At 68.3% G+C, this 24280-nt stretch carries 24 protein-coding genes and 1 riboswitch; of the genes, 10 read left to right on the plus strand and 14 right to left on the minus strand.

Features of this window, described 5'->3' with window-relative positions; translation table 11 throughout:
- Positions 1 to 274 precede the first annotated feature (274 nt).
- The 5 genes from ABZS54_RS28740 to ABZS54_RS28760 form a co-directional block, all read right to left on the minus strand.
- On the minus strand, positions 275 to 1669 hold the full coding sequence (locus ABZS54_RS28740) for an aminotransferase class V-fold PLP-dependent enzyme (protein WP_355542225.1): 1395 nt from the start codon (positions 1667 to 1669) through the stop codon (positions 275 to 277).
- A gap of 254 nt (positions 1670 to 1923) precedes the next feature.
- Positions 1924 to 2040: riboswitch (SAM riboswitch) on the minus strand.
- 143 nt (positions 2041 to 2183) lie between these two features.
- Positions 2184 to 3266: an anthranilate phosphoribosyltransferase gene (gene trpD, locus ABZS54_RS28745; RefSeq protein WP_355542307.1), complete on the minus strand. Its 1083-nt coding sequence runs from the start codon at positions 3264 to 3266 to the stop codon at positions 2184 to 2186.
- A gap of 85 nt (positions 3267 to 3351) precedes the next feature.
- Positions 3352 to 3765 carry a response regulator transcription factor gene (locus tag ABZS54_RS28750; protein WP_020552994.1) on the minus strand — a complete coding sequence of 138 codons (414 nt, stop codon included), beginning with the start codon at positions 3763 to 3765 and terminating at the stop codon, positions 3352 to 3354.
- Positions 3766 to 3949: 184 nt separating this feature from the next.
- Positions 3950 to 4360: a hypothetical protein gene (locus ABZS54_RS28755; RefSeq protein ID WP_355542228.1), complete on the minus strand. Its 411-nt coding sequence runs from the start codon at positions 4358 to 4360 to the stop codon at positions 3950 to 3952.
- A gap of 9 nt (positions 4361 to 4369) precedes the next feature.
- Positions 4370 to 5458: a cytochrome c oxidase assembly protein gene (locus ABZS54_RS28760; protein ID WP_355542231.1), complete on the minus strand. Its 1089-nt coding sequence runs from the start codon at positions 5456 to 5458 to the stop codon at positions 4370 to 4372.
- Positions 5459 to 5560: 102 nt separating this feature from the next.
- Here ABZS54_RS28760 and ABZS54_RS28765 point away from each other — a divergent pair, with 102 nt between their 5' ends.
- From ABZS54_RS28765 to ABZS54_RS28780, 4 genes are read left to right on the plus strand one after another with little or no spacing between them, the layout of a single operon-like run.
- Complete coding sequence (locus ABZS54_RS28765; protein ID WP_355542234.1) at positions 5561 to 6190, plus strand: heme-copper oxidase subunit III; 630 nt, start codon at positions 5561 to 5563, stop codon at positions 6188 to 6190.
- Between the two features lie 46 nt (positions 6191 to 6236).
- A complete protein-coding gene (locus tag ABZS54_RS28770) occupies positions 6237 to 7037 on the plus strand; it encodes a cytochrome c (protein ID WP_355542237.1) in 801 nt (266 codons plus the stop codon).
- Entirely contained in the window at positions 7034 to 8119 is a 1086-nt protein-coding gene (locus ABZS54_RS28775; protein ID WP_355542240.1) for a Rieske 2Fe-2S domain-containing protein, read from the plus strand. Before ABZS54_RS28770 ends, ABZS54_RS28775 begins: the two co-directional genes overlap by 4 nt.
- Entirely contained in the window at positions 8119 to 9762 is a 1644-nt protein-coding gene (locus ABZS54_RS28780) for a cytochrome bc complex cytochrome b subunit (protein ID WP_355542243.1), read from the plus strand. Before ABZS54_RS28775 ends, ABZS54_RS28780 begins: the two co-directional genes overlap by 1 nt.
- A 155-nt stretch (positions 9763 to 9917) precedes the next feature.
- Here ABZS54_RS28780 and ABZS54_RS28785 read toward each other — a convergent pair whose 3' ends face one another.
- From ABZS54_RS28785 to coxB, 5 genes are all read right to left on the minus strand, one after another.
- On the minus strand, positions 9918 to 11144 hold the full coding sequence (locus ABZS54_RS28785) for an Ig-like domain-containing protein (protein ID WP_355542246.1): 1227 nt from the start codon (positions 11142 to 11144) through the stop codon (positions 9918 to 9920).
- Between the two features lie 240 nt (positions 11145 to 11384).
- Complete coding sequence (locus ABZS54_RS28790) at positions 11385 to 12662, minus strand: Ig-like domain-containing protein (RefSeq protein ID WP_355542249.1); 1278 nt, start codon at positions 12660 to 12662, stop codon at positions 11385 to 11387.
- A 209-nt stretch (positions 12663 to 12871) separates the two neighbouring features.
- The gene (locus ABZS54_RS28795) at positions 12872 to 13270 is read right to left on the minus strand and encodes a cytochrome c oxidase subunit 4 (RefSeq protein WP_355542252.1); all 399 of its coding nucleotides are present in this window, start codon (positions 13268 to 13270) and stop codon (positions 12872 to 12874) included.
- The gene (ctaD, locus tag ABZS54_RS28800; RefSeq protein ID WP_355542255.1) at positions 13267 to 14985 is read right to left on the minus strand and encodes a cytochrome c oxidase subunit I; all 1719 of its coding nucleotides are present in this window, start codon (positions 14983 to 14985) and stop codon (positions 13267 to 13269) included. Before ctaD ends, ABZS54_RS28795 begins: the two co-directional genes overlap by 4 nt.
- A gap of 3 nt (positions 14986 to 14988) precedes the next feature.
- Entirely contained in the window at positions 14989 to 15852 is an 864-nt protein-coding gene (gene coxB, locus ABZS54_RS28805) for a cytochrome c oxidase subunit II (protein WP_355542258.1), read from the minus strand.
- Between the two features lie 235 nt (positions 15853 to 16087).
- On the opposite strand from coxB, the gene ABZS54_RS28810 reads away from it, so the two are divergent.
- Complete coding sequence (locus tag ABZS54_RS28810) at positions 16088 to 17485, plus strand: aminotransferase class V-fold PLP-dependent enzyme (protein WP_355542261.1); 1398 nt, start codon at positions 16088 to 16090, stop codon at positions 17483 to 17485.
- Positions 17486 to 17701: 216 nt separating this feature from the next.
- Here the strand turns inward: ABZS54_RS28810 and ABZS54_RS28815 are convergent, their stop codons facing one another.
- Positions 17702 to 18679, minus strand: a complete 978-nt coding sequence (locus tag ABZS54_RS28815) for a carbohydrate kinase family protein (RefSeq protein WP_355542264.1) — start codon at positions 18677 to 18679, stop codon at positions 17702 to 17704.
- A 180-nt stretch (positions 18680 to 18859) separates the two neighbouring features.
- Between ABZS54_RS28815 and ABZS54_RS28820 the strand changes: the two genes are divergently transcribed.
- Positions 18860 to 19072, plus strand: a complete 213-nt coding sequence (locus ABZS54_RS28820; RefSeq protein WP_355542267.1) for a hypothetical protein — start codon at positions 18860 to 18862, stop codon at positions 19070 to 19072.
- A 46-nt stretch (positions 19073 to 19118) separates the two neighbouring features.
- Positions 19119 to 19727 (plus strand): hypothetical protein, encoded by a 609-nt coding sequence (locus tag ABZS54_RS28825; RefSeq protein WP_355542270.1) that lies wholly within the window; start codon positions 19119 to 19121, stop codon positions 19725 to 19727.
- A gap of 81 nt (positions 19728 to 19808) precedes the next feature.
- Here the strand turns inward: ABZS54_RS28825 and ABZS54_RS28830 are convergent, their stop codons facing one another.
- The gene (locus ABZS54_RS28830; protein WP_020553010.1) at positions 19809 to 20162 is read right to left on the minus strand and encodes an iron-sulfur cluster assembly accessory protein; all 354 of its coding nucleotides are present in this window, start codon (positions 20160 to 20162) and stop codon (positions 19809 to 19811) included.
- 186 nt (positions 20163 to 20348) lie between these two features.
- Here ABZS54_RS28830 and nadA point away from each other — a divergent pair, with 186 nt between their 5' ends.
- Positions 20349 to 21542 carry a quinolinate synthase NadA gene (nadA, locus tag ABZS54_RS28835; RefSeq protein WP_355542310.1) on the plus strand — a complete coding sequence of 398 codons (1194 nt, stop codon included), beginning with the start codon at positions 20349 to 20351 and terminating at the stop codon, positions 21540 to 21542.
- A gap of 77 nt (positions 21543 to 21619) precedes the next feature.
- Here the strand turns inward: nadA and ABZS54_RS28840 are convergent, their stop codons facing one another.
- Positions 21620 to 21898, minus strand: coding sequence for a hypothetical protein (locus ABZS54_RS28840; protein ID WP_355542273.1), 279 nt, complete (start codon positions 21896 to 21898; stop codon positions 21620 to 21622).
- Positions 21895 to 22668 (minus strand): PspA/IM30 family protein, encoded by a 774-nt coding sequence (locus tag ABZS54_RS28845; RefSeq protein ID WP_355542276.1) that lies wholly within the window; start codon positions 22666 to 22668, stop codon positions 21895 to 21897. The genes ABZS54_RS28840 and ABZS54_RS28845 overlap by 4 nt, the downstream gene beginning before the upstream one ends.
- A gap of 187 nt (positions 22669 to 22855) precedes the next feature.
- On the opposite strand from ABZS54_RS28845, the gene ABZS54_RS28850 reads away from it, so the two are divergent.
- Complete coding sequence (locus ABZS54_RS28850; RefSeq protein WP_355542279.1) at positions 22856 to 23461, plus strand: DUF3043 domain-containing protein; 606 nt, start codon at positions 22856 to 22858, stop codon at positions 23459 to 23461.
- On the plus strand, positions 23458 to 24228 hold the full coding sequence (locus ABZS54_RS28855) for a methyltransferase domain-containing protein (protein WP_355542282.1): 771 nt from the start codon (positions 23458 to 23460) through the stop codon (positions 24226 to 24228). Before ABZS54_RS28850 ends, ABZS54_RS28855 begins: the two co-directional genes overlap by 4 nt.
- Positions 24229 to 24280 lie beyond the last annotated feature (52 nt).

Genomic DNA, 24280 nt, shown 5'->3' on the forward strand with positions numbered 1-24280 from the left:
GTCCACAAACCCCGACGCCACCCCCCCCCCCCCGGCCGCCGGAGCGCCCCCCCACCCCCGGCAGGGCCGCCCCCCGCCCATCAGAACCCGCGCACCACCACAACACCCCTCACCCGGGCCCCCCAAACCCAGCCCGTCCGGCGCTTGAGGACACCCCCGGCAGGGCGGCCCCCCGCCCATCAGAACCCGCGCACCACCACAGCAAAACGCCCCGGCCACCCAACCTCAGCCCGTCCGGCGCTTGAGGACGCCCGGCCGGCGAGGCCAAAAACCCCTACGCCGCAGGCAACCGCCGCACGCCCCGCGGATCCGCATCCGGAACGCACCGACCGCCATCCACCGTGTAGCTCCACCGCGCCCCGCGCTCCACCAACTCCCGCACCGCCGCCGCGAAGCGGTCCAAGTGCTCCACGGGCGTCCCCAGCCCGAAGCTGACCCGGATCGCGTTGAGGTTCTGCTCACCCTCCGGCGCGTCCGGGGACCCACACTCGGTCGGCTGATCGGCCCGCCCGCCCAACAGGTGCCGCACCAGCGGATGAGCGCAGAACAACCCGTCCCGCACCCCGATCCCGTACTCCGCCGACAACACCGCGGCGAACCGCGAGCTGTTCCACCCCTCGACCACGAACGAGAGCACCCCCACGCGCGCCGACTCCGGCCCGAACAGCTCCAACGTCCGCACCGCCGGAATCCGCGCCAGCCGCGCCCGAAGACGCGCCAGCAACGCCTCCTCGCGCGCGACCAACGCCGCCGGCCCCGCCTCGGTGATCGCCCGGCACGCGGACGCCAACGCGTAGGCGCCGATCACGTTCGGCGACCCCGCCTCGTGCCGAGCCGCGCCGCTCTGCCACTCCACATGGTCACGGCTGACCGTCTTGCTCGCCCCGCCACCGGCCAGGTACGGCTCGGCCGCGTCCAGCCAGTCGCCCCGCCCCGCCAACACACCCGAGCCGAACGGCGCGTACAGCTTGTGCGCCGACAGCGCGATCCAGTCCACGTCCAGGTCGGTCACCGATACCGGGTGGTGCGGGGCGAGTTGCGCGGCGTCCAGCACGATCCGCGCGCCGTGCCGGTGCGCGACCTCGGCCAGCTCGGCGACCGGGAAGAGCTCGCCGGTCACGTTCGAGGCGCCGGTCACGCACACCAGCCGAGGCCCGTCGCCGGACCCGGCGAGCGCCGCCTCCAGCGTCGCGACCGCCTGCGCCGGCGATGCGGGCGCGGCCAGTTGGGTCACCCCCGCGTGCCGCCGCCACGGCAGCAGCGCCGCGTGGTGCTCGGTCTCGAAAACGAACACCCGGGTGCCGCGCGGCAGTACGGACGCGAGCAGGTTGAGCGAGTCGGTGGTCCCGCGAGTGAACAGCAGCGTGTCGTCGGCCCGCAGCCCCAGGAAGCTCGCGACCGTGGCCCGGCTCTGCTCGTACAGGTCGGTGGACAGCTGGGACAGGTAGCCCGCGCCCCGGTGCACGCTGCCGTAGTACGGCAGGTACGCGGACACGTCGTCCCACACCCGTTGCAGACACGGCGCGCTCGCCCCGTAGTCGAGCGCGGCGTACTCGACCTCGCCGCCGGTCACCAGCGGAACGAGCACGTCCCGGCCGACCACGGGCAGCGGGGCGGTGATGGCGACGTCACAGTCGGGGGCGGCGGCGGAAGCGGTGTCGACGGTCATGGCGAAACTCCTCGGCAGGCACGGAACACCGAGGCGAATGTCGGTTAGTCGACATCGAAACGCGCCGGATGATCCGCTGGCGAAAAAATGTGGTCCTGCGGGCCGACAATGACCGGCCCGGGTGACGCGCGAGAACTCAGCGCGTACGGAATAGGGCGATTCGCCCGTTTCGAGAAAGAGATTTCACGTCATCACATGCTCCCCAGGTACAGGACCCCCGGGTCACATGAAGCATCGACTGCCGTCATGCAAGGGGTCCGCGCTTGCCAGGACGCCTTACGACGCCTGACCGTGTCATCACCCGGGGCACCCCACCGCGGAGCGAGGGTTGCCGGACAGCAAGCCGGGGCTTTCCACTGTCACTCGTGACCTGAGCAGCATTATTACCGGACGGAACGCCCGGCGCAACGACGGCCCCACCGTTCCCACGTCCTGGACCGCGCGACCGCCCCGAACGACACGGCGCCGGGCGGGCCGAGCACGAGGGCACGACCCACCCGGCGCCCGAGCGCGACTAGCCCCGCGCGAACGAGCGCGTCGTGGCCACCCACCGATCGAGCGCGGCCTGCGCGGCCCCCGAGTCGATCGCGTCGGCGGCCCGATCGATCCCGGCCGCCAACTGCTGGGTCAGCGACCCTTCTCCCGAGCCCAGCGCGGCCAGCGCCGCAGCCGAGTTCAACAGCACCGCGTCCCGCACGGCGCCCTTCTCCCCGGCGAGGAGCTTGCGGGCGACCTCCGCGTTGAACGCCGCGTCACCGCCGCGCAACGTCTCGATCCCGTTCAGCGCGATCCCCAGGTCGCGCGGGTCCACCCGGTCCTCGCGCACGTCGCCGTCCCGCACGATCCACACCTGCGACGTGGTGGTGACGGTCAACTCGTCCAGCCCGTCGTCGCCGCGGAACACCAGCGCGGTCGCGCCGCGATCGGCCAGCACACCGGCCACGATCGGCGCCATCCGCAGGTCCGCGACCCCGATCGCGTGGAAACGCACCCGGGCCGGATTGGTCAGCGGCCCGAGGAAGTTGAACGTGGTCGGCACACCCAACTCCCGACGCGCCTGCGCGGCGTGCCGCAACGACGGGTGGAAGCGCTGCGCGAAGCACAGCGTGATGCCCGCCTCCTCGGCCGTACGGGCCACCTGATCCGGGGTCAGGTCCAGCACCACTCCGAGCGCTTCGAGCACATCGGCGGCCCCGCTCGACGAGGACGCCGCCCGGTTGCCGTGCTTGACCACCGTCTCGCCCGTACCCGCGACCACGATCGCGGACATCGTCGAGATGTTCACGGTCCGGGCCAGGTCGCCACCGGTGCCGACGATGTCGACGGTACGGCCGGGCACATCGATGGTCGACGCGTGTGCGTACATCGCCTGCACCAGGCCCGAGACCTCGTCCACCGTCTCGCCCTTGGCCCGCAACGCGATCACGAACCCGGCCACCTGCACCGGCGTCGCCTCGCCGGTCATGATGTGGTCCATCGCCCACGCGGTCGCGTCGGCAGGCAGGTCGTCGCCCCGCATGAGCGCCGCCAGGAGGTCCCGCCAGGAATGGGCCGCCGGGTTGCCGCCGCTCTTGTTCGTAGAGGTCGAGGCGCCCATGGTCCGCTCCCGCTGTGTCATCGGATAAGTCCGCGACAGCGTACCCACCGCGCCCGTTGCGGCCGGGCGGTTATCCGGGATGCGGTCAGGCCGGTTGACGTCCCGCGATCCGGCCGCGGATCAGGTCGGCCGCGGCGTCCGCGAGCGTGCGCGGGTCCAGCGGGTGGGCGACCACCGCGTCCGCGCGACACCACGTGGCCAGCCACGCGTCCTGTGGGCGGCCGACCAGGGTCAGCACCGGCGGGCAGTTGTAGATCTCGTCCTTGAGCTGACGGCACACGCCCATGCCACCGGCGGGCGCGGTCTCCCCGTCCAGGATCACCAGATCGATGCCGCCCTTGTCCATCGCCTCGATCACGGCAGGCTCGGTGGCGCACTCCAGGTATTCCACGAACGGCACGTCGACGGCGGGCCTGCGCCCGAGCGCGAGGGTGACCTTCCGACGGGTGTTGCGGTCGTCGCTGTACACGAGGACGGTCATGGTCTCGCCGCGCGTCATGTCCACCTGCCTGTGTCTGGGCTGCGTGTCTTCGGGGCTGCGCATGTTCAGGGCTGCGTATGTCAGGTACGGGGGCAACACTCGGATCGACCCGGATGTTAGCGCTTTTCGGCACGAAAATGTGCGCCTCGTCACGCCCACGCCCTTCCGGTCCCGCCCCTCCGGCCTCGACCGCACCCTCGACTCACCCGCGCGCGAGCACCTCGTAGCCCTCGGCGTCCCCGCCCAGCCGCTGCGCGAGACCCGCCATCCGGGTCCGCTCCCGGGCCGGCTCAAGGCCGGTGAGCACCTGCTGTCGGGAGATCAGCACCCGCAGCGGCCGCTCGTCGGGGGCCGGCGCCGCCACCGCCCAGCCGTCCGGCGTCAGGATCCGGGCCGCCTCGTCGGACGCCGCCAGGTCGGGCAGTGTGAGCACGTGCCGCATCACGAACACACCGGTCTCCACCGCCACCCCGGCCGCCCGCATCTCCGCGACCACCGCCGAATCGGCCCGCGCCGGATCGAAGCACGAACCGACGACGGTGAGCGTGCCGTCGTCGACGAGCACGGGAGCAGGCTCCGGCCGCCGGCGACGCAGGAAACGTTCGAGGATCATGCCGCGACGCTACTCGGCCGCGTCGGCCGACCGCGGTTCGGGCCCGTGGGCCACCCGGACGGCTGAATCGGCCTCCTCCGTTCGGGCAGAGTCACCCGGAAGAGTGCTCTTCGGCACGGATTTTCCGGCGACGTCGAGGCCCGCCAGCGCATCGCCGCCGGCCTCGGCCGCCTCGCGCGCCAACCGCTCCTCGCGCGCCTTACGGCCCGCCTCGATCAGTTCGAGCCGATCCAGCCGGCGGTCCTCCCGGACGGCCTCACGCTCCGACGCCCGAGCCCACTGCACGAACAGCACCAGGAAGACCAGCAGTCCGATGATGTCGCCGCTGCCCCACAGGATCCCGCCCGCCGTGCCCTGGTCCGAGAGCGGACTCGCGCCCCAGTCCCGACCGAGGTCGTTGTACCAGTCACCGGCCAGCACATTGGACGAACTCATGATCGCGATGCCCAGCCACGCGTGGAACGGCAGCGTCGCGAACACCGCGAGCAACCGCATCGGATAACTCGCCCGCGGCATCGGGTCCAGCCCCAGGAGTGGCCAGAACCACATACAGCCGATGATCACGAAGTGCACGTGATTCATGTCGTGCATGAAGGTGTTTCGCAATGTCAGCTCGTACCAGGGCGTGAAGTACAGGGCGAACGGGTTGAGCACGAAGACGAAACCGGCGAACGCCGGGAAGGTGACCACCTTCGCGTATCTGCTGTGCAGCAGGGCGTTGAGGCGATTGCGCCACTTGGCCGGCAGCGTACGCAGGGCGAGTGTGATCGGTGCGCCGAGCGCCAGGAAGATCGGCGTGATCATCGCCAGCACCATGTGCTGGACCATGTGCACGCTCAGCAACACGGTGTCGTACGCGGCCAGCGCGGACTCGGTCGCCAGCAGGAAGGTACCCAGCCCCAGACCCAGGAAGGACAAGCTCCGCCATCGCGACCACGAGTCCCCACGGGCCCTGAGCTTGTGCACCCCGTACAGATAGAGGCCGCCGAAGAGCATCGCGACCACAATCGGGATCGGCTCGAACACCCACCCGGTCAGAAGCCGAACAGGGGTCAGTTCCGGCGGTACGTTCCCAGGGGTCGCGTGTGCCAGAAACATCCCGGCATCGCCTGTAGAGCCACTCACGGAACCAGAGCCTAACCCCGACACGTTCTACAAGGGTTACCCCCCGAAGTGTGGGCAGATCCGGCGACCGCAATAATGGCCGCCGTGGCGACAGCAACTGCACTAGAAACCGGGCCCCCCTCACACGGGACACACGGGACACTCAACCGTCCCAACTTGGTCAGCATCGGCACGATCGTCTGGTTGGCGTCGGAGCTGATGTTCTTCGCGGCTCTGTTCGCGATGTATTTCACGATCCGCTCCGTCACCGGGGCGGACGCTTGGCGTGAGCACGCCGGTGAGCTGAACATCCCGTTCTCGACGGGCAACACGACGATCCTCGTGCTGTCCTCGCTCACCTGCCAGCTCGGCGTCTTCGCGGCCGAACGCGGTGACGTCAAGAAGCTCAGAATGTGGTTCGTCATCACCTTCGTGATGGGCGCCGTCTTCGTCGGCGGCCAGGTGATGGAGTACACCGCCCTGGTCAAGGACGGAACGACGCTTTCGTCGTCGGCTTACGGTTCGGTCTTCTACCTGACCACCGGCTTCCACGGCATGCACGTGACAGGTGGGCTCATCGCCTTCCTGTTGGTCCTCGGACGCACCTACGCGGCCCGACGATTCACGCACGAGCAGGCCACGGCCGCAATCGTCGTCTCGTACTACTGGCACTTCGTCGACGTGGTCTGGATCGGTCTGTTCTTCACGATCTACGTCATCAGGTAGACGTCCCGACACTCACTACGCAGACGACATTGGACCGGGGTTTTCCGTGAAAAAGCTCTCCGCGCGGCGACGCCACCCCTTGGCGGCGATCGTCGTACTCATCTTTGCGCTCGCGGCTACCGGGGGGCTGTACGCCGCGTTCGCGCCTGCCAAGAAGGCGGAGGCCGACGACTCCGCCTCCATCGCCGTCGAGGCGGGCAAGAAGCTCTACCTGAGTGGATGTTCGACCTGCCATGGGCTCGACGCCCAGGGCTCCACCGACGGCCCCTCCCTGATCGGCGTCGGCGCGGCCGCCGTCGACTTCCAGGTATCGACCGGCCGGATGCCGCTTCAGCAGCCCGGCGCGCAGGCGCCGCGCAAGCCCGAGGTGTACACCCCGGCGCAGATCCAACAGCTGTCCGCGTATGTGGCCTCCCTCGGCGTCGGGCCCAAGATCCCGACGGCGAACATGTACGCGCCCGACGGCGACATCGTCAACGGCGCCGAGTTGTTCCGCACGAACTGCTCGCAGTGCCACAACTTCTCCGGTGAGGGCGGCGCCCTGACCGAGGGCAAGTACGCTCCGCCGCTGAAGGACGTGGACCCGAAGCACATCTACGAGGCCATGCTCTCCGGCCCGCAGAACATGCCTTCGTTCCCGGACAGCACGATGCCCGAGCAGCAGAAGAAGGACATCGTCACGTACGTCCACGAGACGACCAAGAAGGAGCCGAACCCCGGCGGCCTGGGTCTCGGCCGCCTCGGCCCGGTCTCCGAAGGTCTGTTCGGCTGGATCATCGCGCTCGGTCTGCTCATCGGATGCGCGATCTGGATTGCCGCCCGGACCCCCAAGGCCAGGACCAAATGAGTAGCCAGGACAAGTCTGAAGTGCCTGAAGAGCACCTGCCCGAGGTACACGCCTCGGCACATGTTCCGGCGGAAGGCGACCCGTTCGCCGACCCCGGCCTGCCGGCTCACGAGCCGCGCGTCACCGACATAGACGAGAAGGCCGCCAAGCGTGCCGAACGTCAGGTCGCGTTCCTGTTCGTGATCTCGATGTTGTCCACGATCGGTTTCATCTGGGCATACGTCGGCATCGACAAGCGCCGCATCATCGACATCTTCTTCTTCGGGAAGATCGGTGCCCAGAACCTCGCGCTCGGCGGCTTCCTCGGCCTCGCGCTGTTCTGCATCGGCGCCGGCGCGATCCACTGGGCGCGCACGCTGATGACGGACGAGGAGATCGTCCAGGAGCGGCACGAGTTCACCTCGGACCCGGAGACCCGCGAGTACGCGATCCGCGAGTTCACCCAGGGTGCCGCGGACTCGGTGATCGGCCGTCGGCCGCTGATCCGGCGCACGATGATCGGCGCGATGGCCTTGGTGCCGCTGTCCGGCGTCGTGCTGCTGCGCGACCTCGGTCCGCTGCCGGGCACCAAGCTGCGGCACACCGATTGGAAGCCGGGTGTGGAGCTCATCAACGAGGCGACCGGCCTGCCGATCAAGCCGGACGACATCGTCAAGGGCTCGCTGACCATGGTGCTGCCCGACGGCCTGGTCGAGAAGTACGGCCCGGCCGGCCAGAAGGAAGAGCTCTCGCACGGCTGGCTGGAGAAGGCGGGCATGTCAGCGGTCCTGGTGGTCCGCCTGGAGCCCGAGGACATCAAGTCCAAGAAGGAACTGGCCTGGGGCTACGAGGGCATCGTGGCGTACTCGAAGATCTGCACCCACGTGGGTTGCCCGATCGGCCTGTACGAACAGCAGACGCACCACCTGCTGTGCCCGTGCCACCAGTCCACCTTCGACCTGGCGGACGACGGCAAGGTCGTGTTCGGCCCGGCCGCACGCTCGCTGCCGCAGTTGAAGATCCATGTGAACGAGGCGGGTAACCTCGCCGCGACACAGGACTTCACCGAACCGGTCGGCGCGAGCTTCTGGGAGCGTGGCTGATGTCGAGCGAACAAGCCAAGGGTGGGGCGAACAAGAGCACCCCGATCCCGGACAACGCGACCGTTCGCGCGGTCGACGCGCTGGACAGCCGGCTGGGCATCTACGGCGCGGCGAAGAAGAACCTGCGCAAGGTCTTCCCGGACCACTGGTCCTTCATGCTCGGTGAAGTGGCGCTGTACAGCTTCATCATCCTGCTGCTGACCGGTGTCTTCCTGACGCTGTTCTTCAAGCCGAGCATGCAGGAGGTCGTCTACGACGGCTCCTACGTACCGCTCCAGGGCATCCACATGTCCCAGGCGTACGCCTCGACGCTGGACATCAGCTTCGACATCCGCGGTGGTCTGGCGATGCGTCAGATCCACCACTGGGCCGCGCTGATCTTCGTATCGTCGCTGTTCGTGCACATGTTCCGGATCTTCTTCACCGGGGCATTCCGCAAGCCGCGCGAAATAAACTGGCTGTTCGGCTTCCTGCTGCTGGTGCTGGCCATGGTCAACGGCTTCACCGGCTACTCGCTCCCGGACGACCTGCTCTCCGGCACCGGTCTGCGGATCGCCGAGGGTGTGGTCCTGGCCATCCCGCTGGTCGGCACGTACCTACAGTTCTTCCTGTTCGGCGGGGAGTTCCCGGGCGAGGACATCGTGCCCCGCCTGTTCACCATCCACGTGCTGCTGATCCCGGCGATCATGGTCGGTCTGGTGACCGTGCACCTGATCCTGGTCTTCTACCAGAAGCACACCCAGTTCCCCGGCCCGGGCAAGACCGAGAAGAACGTGGTCGGCCTGCCGCTGCTGCCGGTCTACGCGGCCAAGGCCGGTGGCTTCTTCTTCATCGTGTTCGGCATCACCGCCGCCCTCGGCGGCATGGTGCAGATAAACCCGATCTGGGCCTACGGTCCCTACAACCCGGGTCAGATCACCGCGGGCTCCCAACCGGACTGGTACATCGGGTTCCTCGAGGGATCCCTGCGCATCATGCCGAACTGGGAATGGAACATCTGGGGCCACACGCTCAGCTTCAACGTGCTGATCCCGTCCCTGATCGTGCCCGGCGTGCTGTTCACGTTCCTGGCGTTGTACCCGTGGATCGAAGGCTGGATCACCGGCGACAAGCGTGAGCACCACTTGCTGGACCGCCCGCGCAACATGCCGGTCCGCACCGGCCTGGGCGTCGCCTGGATCGTGTGCTACGGCGTGCTGTGGGTCTGCGGTGGCAACGACATCATCGCCACGCACTTCCACCTGTCGATCAACACGATCACCTGGATCGGCCGCTTCGCGTTCTTCATCGCGCCCGTGCTGGCCTACCTGGCCACGGTGCGGATCTGCAAGGGTCTGCAGCGGCGCGACCGGGACAAGGTCCTGCACGGTCGCGAGACCGGCGTGATCAAGAAGCTCCCGCACGGCGAGTTCGTGGAGATCCACGAACCGCTGGACGCCGGGGTGCGGCACACCCTCACCGCCCACGAGCAGCCGAAGCCGTACGCGCTGGAGCCGGCCGAGGACGAGAACGGGGTGGCCCGCAAGGTCAAGCGTTCGCAGAAGCTGCGTTCGAAGATGTCGCACTGGTACTTCTCCGAGCCGATCGAGAAGCCGACGGCCGAGGAGTACAAGGAACTGACCAGCGGACACGGTCACCACTGATGCGACCGGGGCCGGGCTGCTGACGCCACATCGGCACGACCCGTAGGACGCGCAGGAACGACGAAGGGCCCCACCGGATCTCTCCGGTGGGGCCCTTCGCGTTGCGCCCCGCAGACGGCCGTACAGCGCTTTCGGGGAGGTGCCGCGCGGCCGTCTCAGAGCTGCCGGGTGGTGGCCGCGCCCGCCGCGCTGTGGGTCAGCCACTGCGACCAGTCCAGATTCCACTCGCCGTAGCCGTTTCCGAACGGCTCCATGGTCTTGGCGTCACCCGTGTTCACCACGGTGACCACGTCGCCGACCTTGACCTGGTCGTAGAACCACTTGGCGTTCTCATCGCTCATCCCGACGCAGCCGTGGCTCACGTTGTCACTGCCCTGCGCGTTCACCGACCACGGCGCGGCGTGCAGGAACTCGCCGCTCCAGGTGACCCGGGTGGCCCACGAGACGTCCAACCGGTAGCCGTCGCTGCTGTTCGCCGAGATGCCCACGGTGGTGCCGTCCATCAGCACGTGCGGGGCCTTGCCGAGCACCACCTTGGTGCCCGAGCGGGTGGTGAAGCCGGACTTGCCGGTGGTCACCGGCACCGTCTTGAGGTCCGTGCCGTTGCGCTTGACCGTCATCGTGTGCGCCGCGGAGTCCACGGTCGCGACCAGGGAGTCGCCGACCTCGAAGCCGACCGGCTTGCCCGGCCCGCCGTACACACCATTGCCGAAGTCGACGCCGAGCAGGCTGGTGGCCACCGAGACCCTGGTGCCAACCGGCCAGTACTCCCTGGGCCGATAGCGCACGGTCTTGTCGTCCACCCAGCCCCAGGCGCCCTCGACCGGCGTGGAGGCGGACACTTGGAGCCGCTTCTCCACCTCGGCGCGCTGTGCGGGATCGGTGACCGGATTCTCCAGCGTGACGGAGATCGGCATGCCCACCCCCACCTTGGCGTCGGCCTCCGGCAGCACCGAGTCCACATGCCGCTCCGCATCCGGTGTGAGCGTGGTGAATGTCTCGGTACGGGTCGCGGTCAGCCCGAACGCGTCGACCGCCGCCGCGGTCAGCGTGTAGGTGGTGCGGTATTCCAGCGGTTCGAAGTTGGACCAGGTCTCGTCGCCGGCCGCGTTGCCGCCGGGCACCGGCTTCCCGTCGGGGCCGGTCAGGCTCACCGCGTACAGCCGGCCGTCGCTCACGGTGACGGTGATCGGTCTGCCCGGCTGCGCGGGTCGATCCGGGCGCACGTCCACCGTGAGCCGGGCCACGCTCTTGGCGGGCCGGTCGATCTCGGCGCCCCGCTGCTTCTCCCACGTCCCGCAGCCGGTGACGAGCACGAGTGGCAGCGCCGATGTGAGTACCCAGCCGATCCAGCGGAGGCGAACAGTCCTGTCCCGATTCACTCTGGACCTCCAGCCGTGCTCAACGAACGCGGTCTGCCCGTGCTCGTCGAGCGCGGGATACGCGGAGTTGTTGCATCGAGAGTGGCCGGGAGCGCCCTGCTTCATTCATCCAAAAGCACAAACCGCCCGATCGCGTGATGCCGACCACCGGCCGGATCGCGCGATCGGGCGGTTCGCCCTACCGTGTGAAACCACGTGCATGGAACAGCGTGCGCATGGAACTTTCGTGCGTGAAGCCGCTCAGCCGGCCGGAGTGCCGGTCGCCCCGCCGCCGAGCGCGCTGCCCTTGACCCAGGTCGCCCAGTCGACGCTCCAGCCGCCGAGCCCGTTACCGGGCTTGACGGTCTTGTCGGTGCTGTTGATCACCTCGACCGGGTCACCCTGGGTGACCAGATCGAAGAACGTCTTGGCGTTCGAGGCGCCCAGCCCGATGCAGCCGTGGCTGTCGTTCTGCCGACCGAACTTGCCGTCGTTCCAGGGCGCGCCGTGCGCGTACGTGCCGGACGCGGTCAGGTGCACCGCGTGTCGGACGTTCTTCATGTTGTACGCGCTGCCCAGCCCGACCGTCTCGGAGTCCATCGTGATGCCGTCGACCTTGTCCAGGACGACCATCGTGCCGCCCCAGGTCGGGTAGTTGGGGCCGCCGGCCGAGATCGGCAGGTCCTCGATCTGGGCCCCGTCCTTCGTGACCACCATGTGCTTGGACTTGAGGTCCGCGGTGGCCACCAGGGAGCGCCCGATGGTGAACTTGATGTCCTTGGTCTGCTTGCCGTAGACGCCCGGCGCCGCCTTCGCGCCGGTCAGGTTGGCCTTGAGGTTGACCTTCGTACCGCTCGCCCAGTACTTCTCCGGGCGGTAGTCGATCCGGTCGTTGCCGTCGAGGTCCTTGAGCCAGGACCACGAGCCCTGCACCGCCGGCTCGGAGACGACCTTGAGGTTGCGCTCGATCGCGGCCTTGTCCTTGATCGGCTCGTTGAACTTGAGCGAGATGATCGCGCCGACACCCCATGTGCTGTCCGGCTCGATGTTGAAGTCGGCCACGAACGTGTCGTCGGCGGCCTTGGTGTTGAACTTGCTCTGCGCGGTGACTTCGGCGCCGTCGGCGTTCGCGGCCTTGGCCGCCACCGTGTAGGCACCGCCGTTGGCCAGCGGTGCGGCCGGCTTCCAGCCGATGCCGTCGGGGCTGATCTGCCCGTCCACGGTCTTGCCCTTGGCGTCGGTGACCACGACCGAGGTCAGCTTGCCGCCGGTCGCGTCGACCTTGAGGGCGCCGTCCGTCTCCACGCTCTTGGTGCCGTCGGCGGGCGTGATCGCGATGGTGGCGGGTGCGGCCGCCGCCTTCTTGTTCGGACCACTGCTCGAACCGCCGGAATTGCCCCCGGTCCCCCCTGGACTGGTCTTACCGCCGTCGGACGAGCAGCCTGCGATGAATATGAGCGGCGCCACCATGAGTCCCGCGAAGAGGCGTATGCCGCCGCCCGCTGCCCCCGTGCGCGATGCTCCGTGTATCCGGGGCACGCGTGTTCCTCCCTCGTCCTGGAACTCCCTTGCGTCCATTTGACGCTTCGACCCCCGGTCCGGGTTGCCGCAACCGGCGAACGGTCACACACCGGTGACAATTCGGGGGCGTCGAGGAGTCCTCTGTAGATACCACACAAGGCCGATCACCCATTCGGGTGATCGGCCTTGTGGCGAAACCGTATTGCGAAGGTTGCGAATCGGTAGTGCTAGTAGCGCTGGTCCGCACCCCGGTAGAACTCGAAGACCCAGCCCCAGACACCGATCGCGACGATCGGCGCGGCGAACATCGCCAGCCACCAGCCGAAGATGACGCCCAGGAACAGCAGCGCCGAACCGACCGCCAGCATCAGCGGCTGCCAGCTGTGCGGGGCGAAGAAGCCCAGTTCGCCGGCGTCGTCGGCGATCTCGCCCTCTTCGTTGTCCTGCGCGAGCAGGTCCATCCGGCGCGCGGTGAAGATCAGGTAGAACCCGATCATCAGCGACAGACCGAAGGTCAGCGACAGCGCGGTGGTGCCGGTCGGGTCCTCGGAGAGCACCCAGTAGATGATCGTCACCGGCAGCAGGAACACGGCCAGGACGGCGAACAGGACACCGTTGAACTTCACTTCTCGGCTCCCTTCGCCAACTCGGGCGATGCCTCGGAACGTTCGTCGGTGAGGTACTCCAGGGCGGCGATCTCCGGGTGGTGGAGGTCGAACGCGGGAGCCTCGGAACGGATCCGCGGAATGCTCGTGAAGTTGTGCCGAGGCGGCGGGCAGGAGGTCGCCCACTCCAGCGAACGGCCGTAGCCCCACGGGTCGTCCACGGTGATCTTCTTGCCGTACTTGTGCGTCTTCCAGATGTTGTAGAAGAACGGCAGGATCGACAGACCCAGCAGGAACGAGCCCAGGGTCGAGATCGTGTTCAGCGTGGTGAAGCCTTCCGAGTCCAGGTAGTCCGCGTACCGGCGGGCCATGCCCTCGGCACCCAGCCAGTGCTGCACCAGGAACGTGGTGTGGAAGCCGATGAACAGCGTCCAGAAGGTGATCTTGCCCAGCCGCTCGTCGAGCATCTTGCCGGTGAACTTGGGCCACCAGAAGTGGAAGCCCGCGAACATCGCGAACACCACGGTGCCGAACACCACGTAGTGGAAGTGCGCCACCACGAAGTAGGTGTCCGAGACGTGGAAGTCCAGCGGCGGCGAGGCCAGGATGACGCCGGTGAGGCCACCGAATGCGAAGGTCACCAGGAAGCCGACGGTCCACAGCATCGGTGTCTCGAAGGACAACGAGCCGCGCCACATGGTGCCGATCCAGTTGAAGAACTTCACGCCGGTCGGTACGGCGATGAGGAACGTCATGAAGGAGAAGAACGGCAACATGACCGCGCCGGTCGGGAACATGTGGTGCGCCCACACGGTGACCGACAGGCCCGCGATCGAGATGGTCGCGGCGATCAGGCTCTTGTAACCGAACATCGGCTTGCGCGCGAAGACCGGGATGATCTCCGACACGATGCCGAAGAACGGCAACGCGATGATGTACACCTCGGGATGGCCGAAGAACCAGAAGAGGTGCTGCCACAGGATCGGTCCGCCGTTGGCCGGATCGAAGATGTGTGTACCGAACTTGCGGTCGGCCTCCAGCGCGAACAGCGCCGCGGCCAGGACCGGGAACGCCATCAGGACCAGGACCGAGGTCAGCAGCACGTTCCAGCAGAAGATCGACATCCGGAACATGGTCAGACCGGGCGCGCGCATGCAGATGATCGTGGTGATGAAGTTGACGGCACCGAGGATGGTGCCGAAGCCCGACATCGCCAGACCCATGATCCACATGTCGCCGCCGATGCCGGGCGAGCGGATCGAGTCGGACAGCGGCGCGTACGCGAACCAACCGAAGTCGGCGGCACCCTGCGGGGTGATGAAGCCGGCCACCGCGATGATCGAGCCGAACAGGTAGAGCCAGTAGGCGAACATGTTCAGGCGCGGGAACGCGACGTCGGGCGCGCCGATCTGCAGCGGCATGATCCAGTTCGTGAAGCCGGCGAACAGCGGCGTCGCGAACATCAGCAGCATGATCGTGCCGTGCATCGTGAACGACTGGTTGAACTGCTCGTTCGACATGAACTGCGTACCGGGACGGGCCAGCTCCGCGCGCATGAGCAGCGCGAGCACACCACCGATGCAGAAGAAGACGAAGGAGGTGATCAGGTACATCGACCCGATCGTCTTGTGGTCCGTGGTCGTCATCCACTTGATGACGATGTTCCCGGGCTCCTTGCGGCGGACCGGCGGAGGGCCGTCCGGGGCCACGGTCTGTGGCTCACTGAGGATTGTCACTCGTCACTTCTTCCCGTGCGCTTCAACGGGGGCCGGCTCGTTGATCTTGCTGCGCAGCTCGCCGGTCTGGCCCTTCGCGGCCAGCTCCTTCAGGTGCTGGACGTATTCGGCCTTGTCCACGATCTTCACGTTGAAGAGCATGCGCGAGTGGTCCACGCCGCACAGTTCGGCGCACTTGCCGCCGTACGTGCCCTTCTTCGTCGGGACGACCTCGAACTTGTTCGTTCGGCCCGGGATGATGTCCTTCTTGTACAAGAAGTTCGGGACCCAGAACGAGTGGATGACGTCCGGCGAGGTCAGGTCGAACCGGACGGACTCCTTCACGGGCAGGTAGAGCGTCGGCGGCTCGCCGGGCGTGCCCTGCTCGTAGACGTCGACCGTGCCGTCGGCCGGGTCGCCCTTGTAGTTGAAGGACCAGCTCCACTGCACACCGACCACGTTGATCACGTTGTCGGGGGTCTTGGAGAGTTCTTCGAGCTTGGTCTCGTCACGCGCGGTGAAGTAGAAGAAGACCGCGATCATGATGCCGGGGATGACCGTGTACAGAACCTCGATGGGGAGGTTGTACCGCGTCTGCGGCGGGATCTCGATCTTGGTGCGCGACCGGCGGTGGAACGCGACGCTCCACAGGATGAGCCCCCACACCACGGCCCCGACGATCAGCGCTGCAATCCAGGCGCCCTGCCAGAGCGACAGGACTCGCGGACCCTGCTCGGTGACAGGGTTGGGCAGGCCGAGTCTCGGCAGGTCCTTGGAATCGACGGAGCAGCCGGTGGCGGTCGCAATGACGAGGCCCAGAGCCAGCAGCTGCGGCACCCTGCGCCGCATCCAGCGCCGCGGCGAGCGGTCGGAGCCGTAGGGACTCACGTAGCGCCTTCCCGAATGTCTCGCCCGCGCGCGAGTCGAGGTGGGGAACTTTTCTTCCCTGGCGACCCGTTGCGCGGACAGGTATGGATGTTTCTGCGGGCCAAACCCTACTCCAGCCCTATTCGGGTCGCGCGCGGAGGTCTGGTGTGACGAGCCGGGTAGATGTGCCGGTGCGTCCGTTCGGGCGAACGGCCCGAACGCGTCCGGGATTCGGGTATTGGCTACCGTCCGACCCATGGCGTATTTCGACGCGGCCTCCACCGAACCACTGCACCCGGCTGCGAAAGCGGCCTTCCTGAGCACTCTCGACGAGGGCTGGGCCGATCCCGCACGCGGTTATTACGACGGACGACGAGCCCGAATGCTGCTCGACGCGGCGCGGGAGACCGTGGCGTCCGTGTTGGGCACCCGATCCGATGAAGTGTCATTCACCACATCCGGGACACAGGCGGTCCAGTTGGGCATGCTCGGGGTGCTCGCGGGCCGCCGCCGGGTGGGCACGCACCTGGTCGTCGGCGCGGTCGAACACTCCTGCGTCCTGCACACCGCGGACACGCACGCGGCTCGTTCGGAGCAGCGCGGAACGGTCGCGGAAATCACCCGGACGGGGGTGGACCGTACGGGACGGCTCGACGTGTCGGCGTTCGCCTCGGCACTTCGTGCGGACACCGCACTCGCGTGCGCACAAAGTGCCAACCACGAGGTGGGCACGGTGCAGCCGATCGCCGAGGTGGTGACGGCGTGTCAGGAGGCGGGCGTGCCACTGCTCGTGGACGCCGCGCAGTCGGTGGGCCGGCTGTCGGTGCCGGACGGCTGGTCGGTGCTGACCGCGAGCGCGCACAAGTGGGGCGGTCCGGCCGGGGTCGGCCTGCTCGTGGTGCGCAAGGGCACCCGCTACGCGTCGGCGCTGCCCTACGACGAGCGCGAGGCGCGCCGGGTGCCCGGGTTCGAGAACGTGCCGGCGATCGTCGCGGCGGCGGTCGCGCTGGGTGCGGTGAGCACCGAGTCGGCCGGCGAGGATCGTCGGCTGTCCGCGCTGGTCGACCGCATCCGTACCCGCGTCCGGGAGACGGTTCCCGACGTCGAGGTGGTCGGCGATCCACTCCACCGACTCCCGCACATCGTCACGTTCTCCTGCTTGTACGTCGACGGCGAGGCCCTGCTGACCGAACTGGACAGGGCGGGCTTCGCGGTGTCGTCGGGTTCCTCGTGCACGTCCTCGACCCTGACCCCCAGCCATGTCCTGGAGGCGATGGGCGTGTTGTCCCACGGCAACATCCGCGTGTCGCTGCCGCGCGGTACGGCCGAGGCCGAGGTGGACCGCTTCCTGGCCCTCCTCCCCGGCCTGGTCGCAGGGCTCCGCGCGGTGGTCGCGCACACCCCCGCACCCACGCCAGCGGCGACCGAGGAGGGCGTGGTCGTCGACGCCCTCGGCCGGCGCTGTCCGATCCCGGTGATCGAGTTGGCCAAACGCATCCTCGACGTCGAGGACGGCACGCTGGTCACGGTCCTGTCCGACGACGAGGCCTCGGCCCTGGACATCCCCGCCTGGTGCGAAATGACCGGCAACGAATTCATCCACACCGAACCCCGCCCCCAAGGCAACGCCTACGTGGTCCGCCGCCACGCCTGACCCCACCAAAGCGGCCTCAAACGCCGGCCGGGCTGAAGTCACCCAACCGGCGCTTGAGGCCAACCAGCCCGGCCGGCGCTTGAGGCGAAACAGCCCCGCCGGCGCTTGAGGCGAAACAGCCCGGCCGGCGCTTGAGGCCAACCAGCCCCGCCGGCGCTTGAGGCGAAACAGCCCGGCCGGCGCTTGAGGCCAAGCGAAGGCGGAAGCCGAGCCGCGTCAGGAAGCCAAGTGCGCCGACACCTCTGCGGCCGCAACATCGCCGTAGGCCTTCGCGAACCGCCCCAGGAACGAGGCCCGCCGCAACGAATACTCCTGCGTCCCGACCGTCTCGATGACCAGCGTCGCCACCATGTTGCCGACCTGCGCCGACCGCTCCAGCGACAACCCCCACGAGATCCCGGACAAGAACCCGGCCCGGAACCCGTCACCCACACCCGTCGGATCGACCTTGGCGTCCTCCGCGGGACAGGGCACCACGATGGTCTCCTCGCCCGCCTGCTCGACCTTGACCCCACGCGACCCCAGCGTGGTGACCCGGACGCCGACCTTCTTCAGGATGTCGGCCTCGGACCAGCCGCTCTTCTGCACGATCAGCGCGCTCTCGTACTCGTTGGTGAGCAGATACGTGGCGCCGTCGATGAGCCGACGAATGTCCTCCCCCTCCATCCGGGCGAGCTGCTGCGAGGGGTCGGCCGCGAACGGGTAGCCGCGCTCGCGGCACTCGTCGCTGTGCCGCAACATCGCCTCGGGGTCGTTCGCGCCGATCACAACGAGATCCAGGCCGCCGACCCGATCGGCCACCGGCCGCAGTTCGATCTCGCGGGCCTCGCTCATCGCGCCGGTATAGAAGGACGCGATCTGGTTGTGCTCCTCGTCGGTCGTGCACACGAACCGGGCGGTGTGATGGGTCGGCGAGATGTGCACGGACTCGGTGTCCACATGGTGGCGATCCAACCACGAACGGTAGTCGACGAAGTCCGCCCCGGCGGCGCCGACCAGGATCGGCGACAGCCCCAGACACCCCATCCCGAAGCAGATGTTCGGCGCGACGCCGCCACGCCGGATGTCCAGCTTGTCGACGAGGAAGGACAGCGAGACCACGTGCAGCTTGTCCGAGACGAGCTGGTCGGAGAACCGACCCGGAAACGTCATGAGGTGGTCGGTGGCGATCGACCCGGTCACGGCAATGCGCATGGCGCGTGTCTCCTATGTGGAGGACGGGGAGAGTGGCGTACGGGGAGTACGAGAAGGGGAAAACTCGCACACGTTATCCCACCTCGGTCGGGCACCCCGTCGAAAACTACCGGTCGGTAGACCGTGCCGTCACGCTCCGTGCGACTTACGCTGAAGATCCCCATCGCAAGGAGTCATGAAATGTCCCCGATGCCCGTGATGCCGTCCCAGGCCGAGCCCGAGACGCTCGCCGACCTGCGCGGTGACTGCCGTCACATCGACGCGTCGTGGACCACGCCGGGCCCGGAGCGCACGCCCGCGAAGACCGCGCCCGTCGGTTCGCACGCCCCCGCCACCGATGTCCCCGCGCACGGCGCGACGCTGGTCGCGGGCATGTCCGAGTACGGCGACTGACCACCGCTCGGGGGAACCGCACCGGCTCGACCCGCGTCGAATCGTCATGCGTACCCACGGTGAGCACGACGAAGGAATTCGACCCGAACCCACCGCGCGCCGGCGGCCGTTGATCGTCGGGCTCGCGATCGTTGCGGTACTCGGCATCGGCGGCGGCACCTGGGCGGTGCTCGGCAACGAGAAATCGCCCCGCACGACCACCGCCGACCCCGGCGCCGGCGCGTCGATCGAGCCCGTCGCCCCGGGCGGGGCAGCCGTACCGACCCGACCGGGCGCGCCCGCCTCCGCGAACGCCGCCGGCCCGGACACCTCGACATCCTCGCCCAACCTGCCCGCGGGCACCCCGCACACCTATTACCCGGCCCAGCACAACACCCGGTTCAGCCGCTACGCGGTGGACCCGGACGGCCGCACGCTGACCGCCTGGCTGTGGGGCGGTCAGTGCGAGACCGACCGCCTCGTGGTCGCGAGCGAGTCGGCGACACAGATCGCCATCCGCGTGGAGGTCACTCCCACCGCCGACATGTGCACGGACATGGCTGTGGAGAACAAGGCGAACGTGACCCTTCCCACATCGCTGGGTGCGCGCACGCTCGTCGACGCCGACACCGGCGCGCGCATCACGCCGGGCGGCAACCCCTTCTCGGCCGGCTGACCGGACCCGCACGCGACGACGCCGCGCCGACCCTTGCGGGTCGACGCGGCGTCCGAGTTCAGCGGGGGGCGAGGCGGCGAATCAGTGGAACGAGTCACCGCAGGCGCACGAGCCGGCCGCGTTCGGGTTGTCGATCGTGAAGCCCTGCTTCTCGATCGTGTCCACGAAGTCGATCGTGGCGCCGCTCAGATACGGCGAGCTCATCCGGTCCGTGACGACCGAGACACCGTTGAAGTCGGCCACGACGTCGCCGTCGAGCGAACGCTCGTCGAAGAACAGCTGGTACCGCATGCCGGAACAACCGCCGGGCTGGACGGCCACGCGCAACGCGAGATCGTCGCGACCCTCTTGCTCCAGCAGAGTCTTGACCTTGGCCGCCGCCTCATCGCTGAGGAGGATGCCACCGGTCTTGGTGGTCTCGTCCTGGACAGTCATCTGCAAGCTCCCACGTGGTGGTTCGTCATTCGTACGCCACTTCCACCCTCGGCAACCGACGGCGGCTCGGCCCTATTCCCACATCATGCTTCGGGCCCTCGCGTTTTACTCATGGTCGCACACCCCCGCTCTCGTCAACCTGACACGAACAGGATAGGATTGTTAGTGTCAATTAGACGAGAAGAGGTGCGCGCCGTGACCGCGACACACGATCTGGACCTGCCGCCCGGGGTGCAGCCGACGCCGCTCGCGCTGCTGATGCTCGGGCGCGCCGCCGACCCGCGCAGCGAACGGGGCGTCGAGTGTCCCGGTGACCTGCCCTCGCCCTCCGACCCGGACCTGGTGGCCCGGGCCCGTGCGGCGAAGGAGCGGCTCGGCGACAAGGTGTTCATCCTGGGCCACCACTACCAGCGCGACGAGGTGATCGAATTCGCCGACGTGACCGGCGACTCGTTCAAGCTCGCACGCGAGGCGGCGGCCCGTCCGGACGCGCCGTACATCGTCTTCTGCGGTGTGCACTTCATGGCCGAGAGCGCCGACATCCTGACCTCCGACGAGCAGCAGGTGATCCTGCCGGACCTGGCGGCGGGCTGCTCGATGGCCGACATGGCCACCTCGGAGCAGGTCGAGGAATGCTGGGACGTGCTCGCCGACGCGGGCATCGCGGATGTCACCGTGCCGGTCTCGTACATGAACTCGTCGGCCGACATCAAGGCGTTCACCGGCCGCAACGGCGGCACGATATGCACGTCCTCCAACGCCAAGCGGGCCCTGGACTGGGCCTTCGAGCAGGGCGAGAAGGTGCTGTTCCTGCCCGACCAGCACCTGGGCCGCAACACCGCTGTGCTGGAGATGGGGCTGAGCCCGGACGACTGCGTGCTGTACAACCCGCACAAGCCCAACGGCGGCCTCACCCGCGAGCAGCTGCGCGCGGCGAAGATGATTCTGTGGCGCGGACACTGCTCGGTGCACGGGCGGTTCGACGTGAGCTCCGTGGAGGAGGTGCGCGCCCGGATCCCCGGGGTCAACGTGCTCGTGCACCCGGAATGCCGGCACGAGGTGGTCACCGCGGCCGACTACGTCGGCTCGACCGAATACATCATCAACACGCTGGACACGGCCGAGCCGGGTTCGGCGTGGGCGATCGGCACCGAACTCAACCTGGTCCGCCGGGTGGCTGCGGCGCATCCCGACAAGCAGGTCGTCTTCCTGGACAAGACGGTGTGCTTCTGCTCGACGATGAATCGGATCGACCTGCCGCACCTGGTGTGGACGCTGGAGTCGCTGGCCGAGGGCAACGTGGTCAACCGGATCCGGGTGGACGCGGAGACCGAGAAGTTTGCCAAGGTCGCGCTCGACCGCATGCTGGCCCTGCCGTAACACGTGAGCGGGCGGTGTGCCTCGGGAAGCTCCCGGGGCACACCGCCCACACGCAGCACGAAGGAGCGGTAGTCGCGTCAGCCCGGGATCAGACCGTCCGCGCTCAGCATCTTCCTGACCTCGTCCACATGTGCGTCCTCGGCCGGCAACAGCAGGTCGGAGGGCACGATCTCGTCATCCGGCACCGCGGTGCCGACCTCGCGGACCTTGGACAGGAGCGCTGTCAACGCCGCGCGGAAGGCGGCGTCGCCGCCGCCCTCGATCGCGGCCTGAAGCTCGTCGTCGACCCGGTTGAGCACATCCAAGTGCTCCGCCGCGACGTCGAGCTGGCCCTCACCCACGATCCGCACGATCATGTGCCGTCTCCCTGCTTGTCGAAACGCGGCCGGGGCTGTCCGGGGCCGATCGCCGGCGGCGGGGTGCCACCGGAGAGCTCGGCCTTCATCCGCTCCAGCTCCAGTTCCACGTCCGACGTGCTGGACAAACGCTCCAGCTCCGCGGTGATGTCGTCCTTCGCCATCCCGGTCGGGTCGTCGAGCGCGCCCGAAGCGAGCAGCTCGTCGATCGCGCCCGCCCGGGCCTGCATCTGCGCGGTCTTGTCCTCGGCCCGCTGGATCGCGAGCCCGACGTCGCCCATCTCCTCGGAGATGCCGGCGACCGCGCCACCGATCCGCGCCTGGGCCTCGGCGGCCGTGTAGGTCGCCTTGATCGTCTCCTTGCGGGTACGGAACGCGTCCACCTTGGCCTGCAGTCGCTGCGAGGCCAGGACGAGCTTCTCCTCCTCCGCCTGGAGGTTCTGGTGCTGGTTGCCGAGGTCCGAGATCTGCTGCTGCACACCCGAGCGGCGCATGAGCGCCTCGCGGGCCAGATCCTCGCGACCGAGGGCCAGCGCCTTGCGGCCCTGGTCCTCGAGCTTGCCCGACTGCTGCTGCAGACCGGTCATCTGCAATTCGAGCCGCTTGCGGGAGGTCGCCACATCGGCCACGCCCCGGCGCACCTTCTGCAACAGCTCAAGTTGCTTCTGGTACGAGTAGTCGAGCATCTCGCGTGGATCCTCGGCCTTGTCGAGGGCCTTGTTGGCCTTCGCGCGGAAGATCATCGCCATTCGCTTCATTACACCGCTCATGGGCCTCGCGTGCCCCCTTCGTAGGCAACCCGTGCTGCTCCCTGAAGCCTAAATGCCCAAGCGACCTTGTGGCAGCAGGGCTTTGCCTCACTTGACGTGTTCCCGCCCGTGAGAGTTCCGCATCCACCTCGCACCGGATCCGGGGAGCCTTGAAATGTCGGCCGGCTCCAACACGTAGGCTTTGAGAGTGTTCCGACGACGTTCCCAAGCAGAGCCCGAGACCGCCGAGCAGTCCCTGGAGCGTGCCCAGGGTTCGCAGGCCGTCCGTGACCCCCAGGCCCCCAAGGGCCGCCCGACGCCCAAGCGCAGCGACGCCCAGGCCAACCGCAAGACCAAGGTGTCCGTCGCCAAGGACCCGAAGCAGGCCCGCAAGCAGGCCCGGATGCGGATGCGCGATGAGCGCGAGGCGCAGCGCCAGGCGCTGTTGACCGGCGACGAGCGGGCGCTGCCGGCTCGGGACCGGGGGCCGCTGCGCCGGTTCGCGCGCGACTACGTCGACGCGCGCTACACGGTCGGCGAGTTCTTCCTGCCCTCGGCCGTGATCATCCTGATCCTGAGCATCCTGCCCAGCCTCGCGGTGAAGAACTTCTCGCTCTTCCTGTGGATCGCGGTGATCCTGCTGATCATCCTGGACTCCATTCGGGTCAACCTGGGCTTGAAGAAGGCGTTGCGGGCGAAGTTCCCCAAGGAGAACCTCAAGGGCGTCACGCGCTACGCGCTGATGCGCTGTCTCCAGCTCCGTCGGCTGCGACTGCCCAAGCCGCAGGTCAAGCGAGGCGAGAAGGTCACATGACCACGATCACCGGGTTGACCGGCGACCTGCACACCCAGGTCCGTCGCGAATTGGTGGCCCGCCAATTGGCCGAGCACATGACGCGACTGCGCGACCGGGGCCCGCTGCGGGTGCTGGACGTCGGCTGCGGACCGGCCTCGCCCGGCATACTGCTCGCCCGCGCCGGGCACATCGTCACGTCGGTGAACACCGACACCGAGGTGCTCACCAAGCTGCACGAGGACCTGGTCCACGAGAGCGCCGACGTCCAGGGACGGATGCGCCTGGTCGAGGGCGACGGCGCGGAGGCCGGCCGGCACTTCCCGCCGGGCAGCTTCGATCTGGCCATCTGCCACGACGTGCTGGAGGCCCAGCCCGAGCCGGACGGCATGCTTGCCGCGTTGGCCCGGATGATGACCCAGGGCGGTCTGATCTCGGTCACCTCGCGCAACGCCGGCTCGCTGGCGATGCGCGCGGGCGCCGCGGCTCAGTGGACCGCGACGCTCAAGGGCCTGTCCGCGACCACGTACCCCAACCCGGCCGGCGGCACGTTGCGCGCGGACACCGTCGACGGCCTGTGCACGGTGCTCGCGGACCTGGGCGCACCGGTGCTGGACTGGTACGGGGTGGGCGTCTTCAGCGGTCTCCAGCCGGACGACGCCGAGCCGCCGCGCGGCCAGAAGGCGTGGACAAACCTGCTCGCCTGCGAGGAGGACGCGTCCCGCCGCGATCCGTACCGGCTGATCGCGCCGGTGCTGCACCTGGTCGCCGAGAAGACGGTGCGCTGACCAACGGTCACCGAGAGCACGGTGCGCCGGGATACCGGTGTGAGTGCTGGGG

This window comes from Embleya sp. NPDC005575, assembly GCF_040605455.1.
GTDB lineage: Bacteria > Actinomycetota > Actinomycetes > Streptomycetales > Streptomycetaceae > Embleya.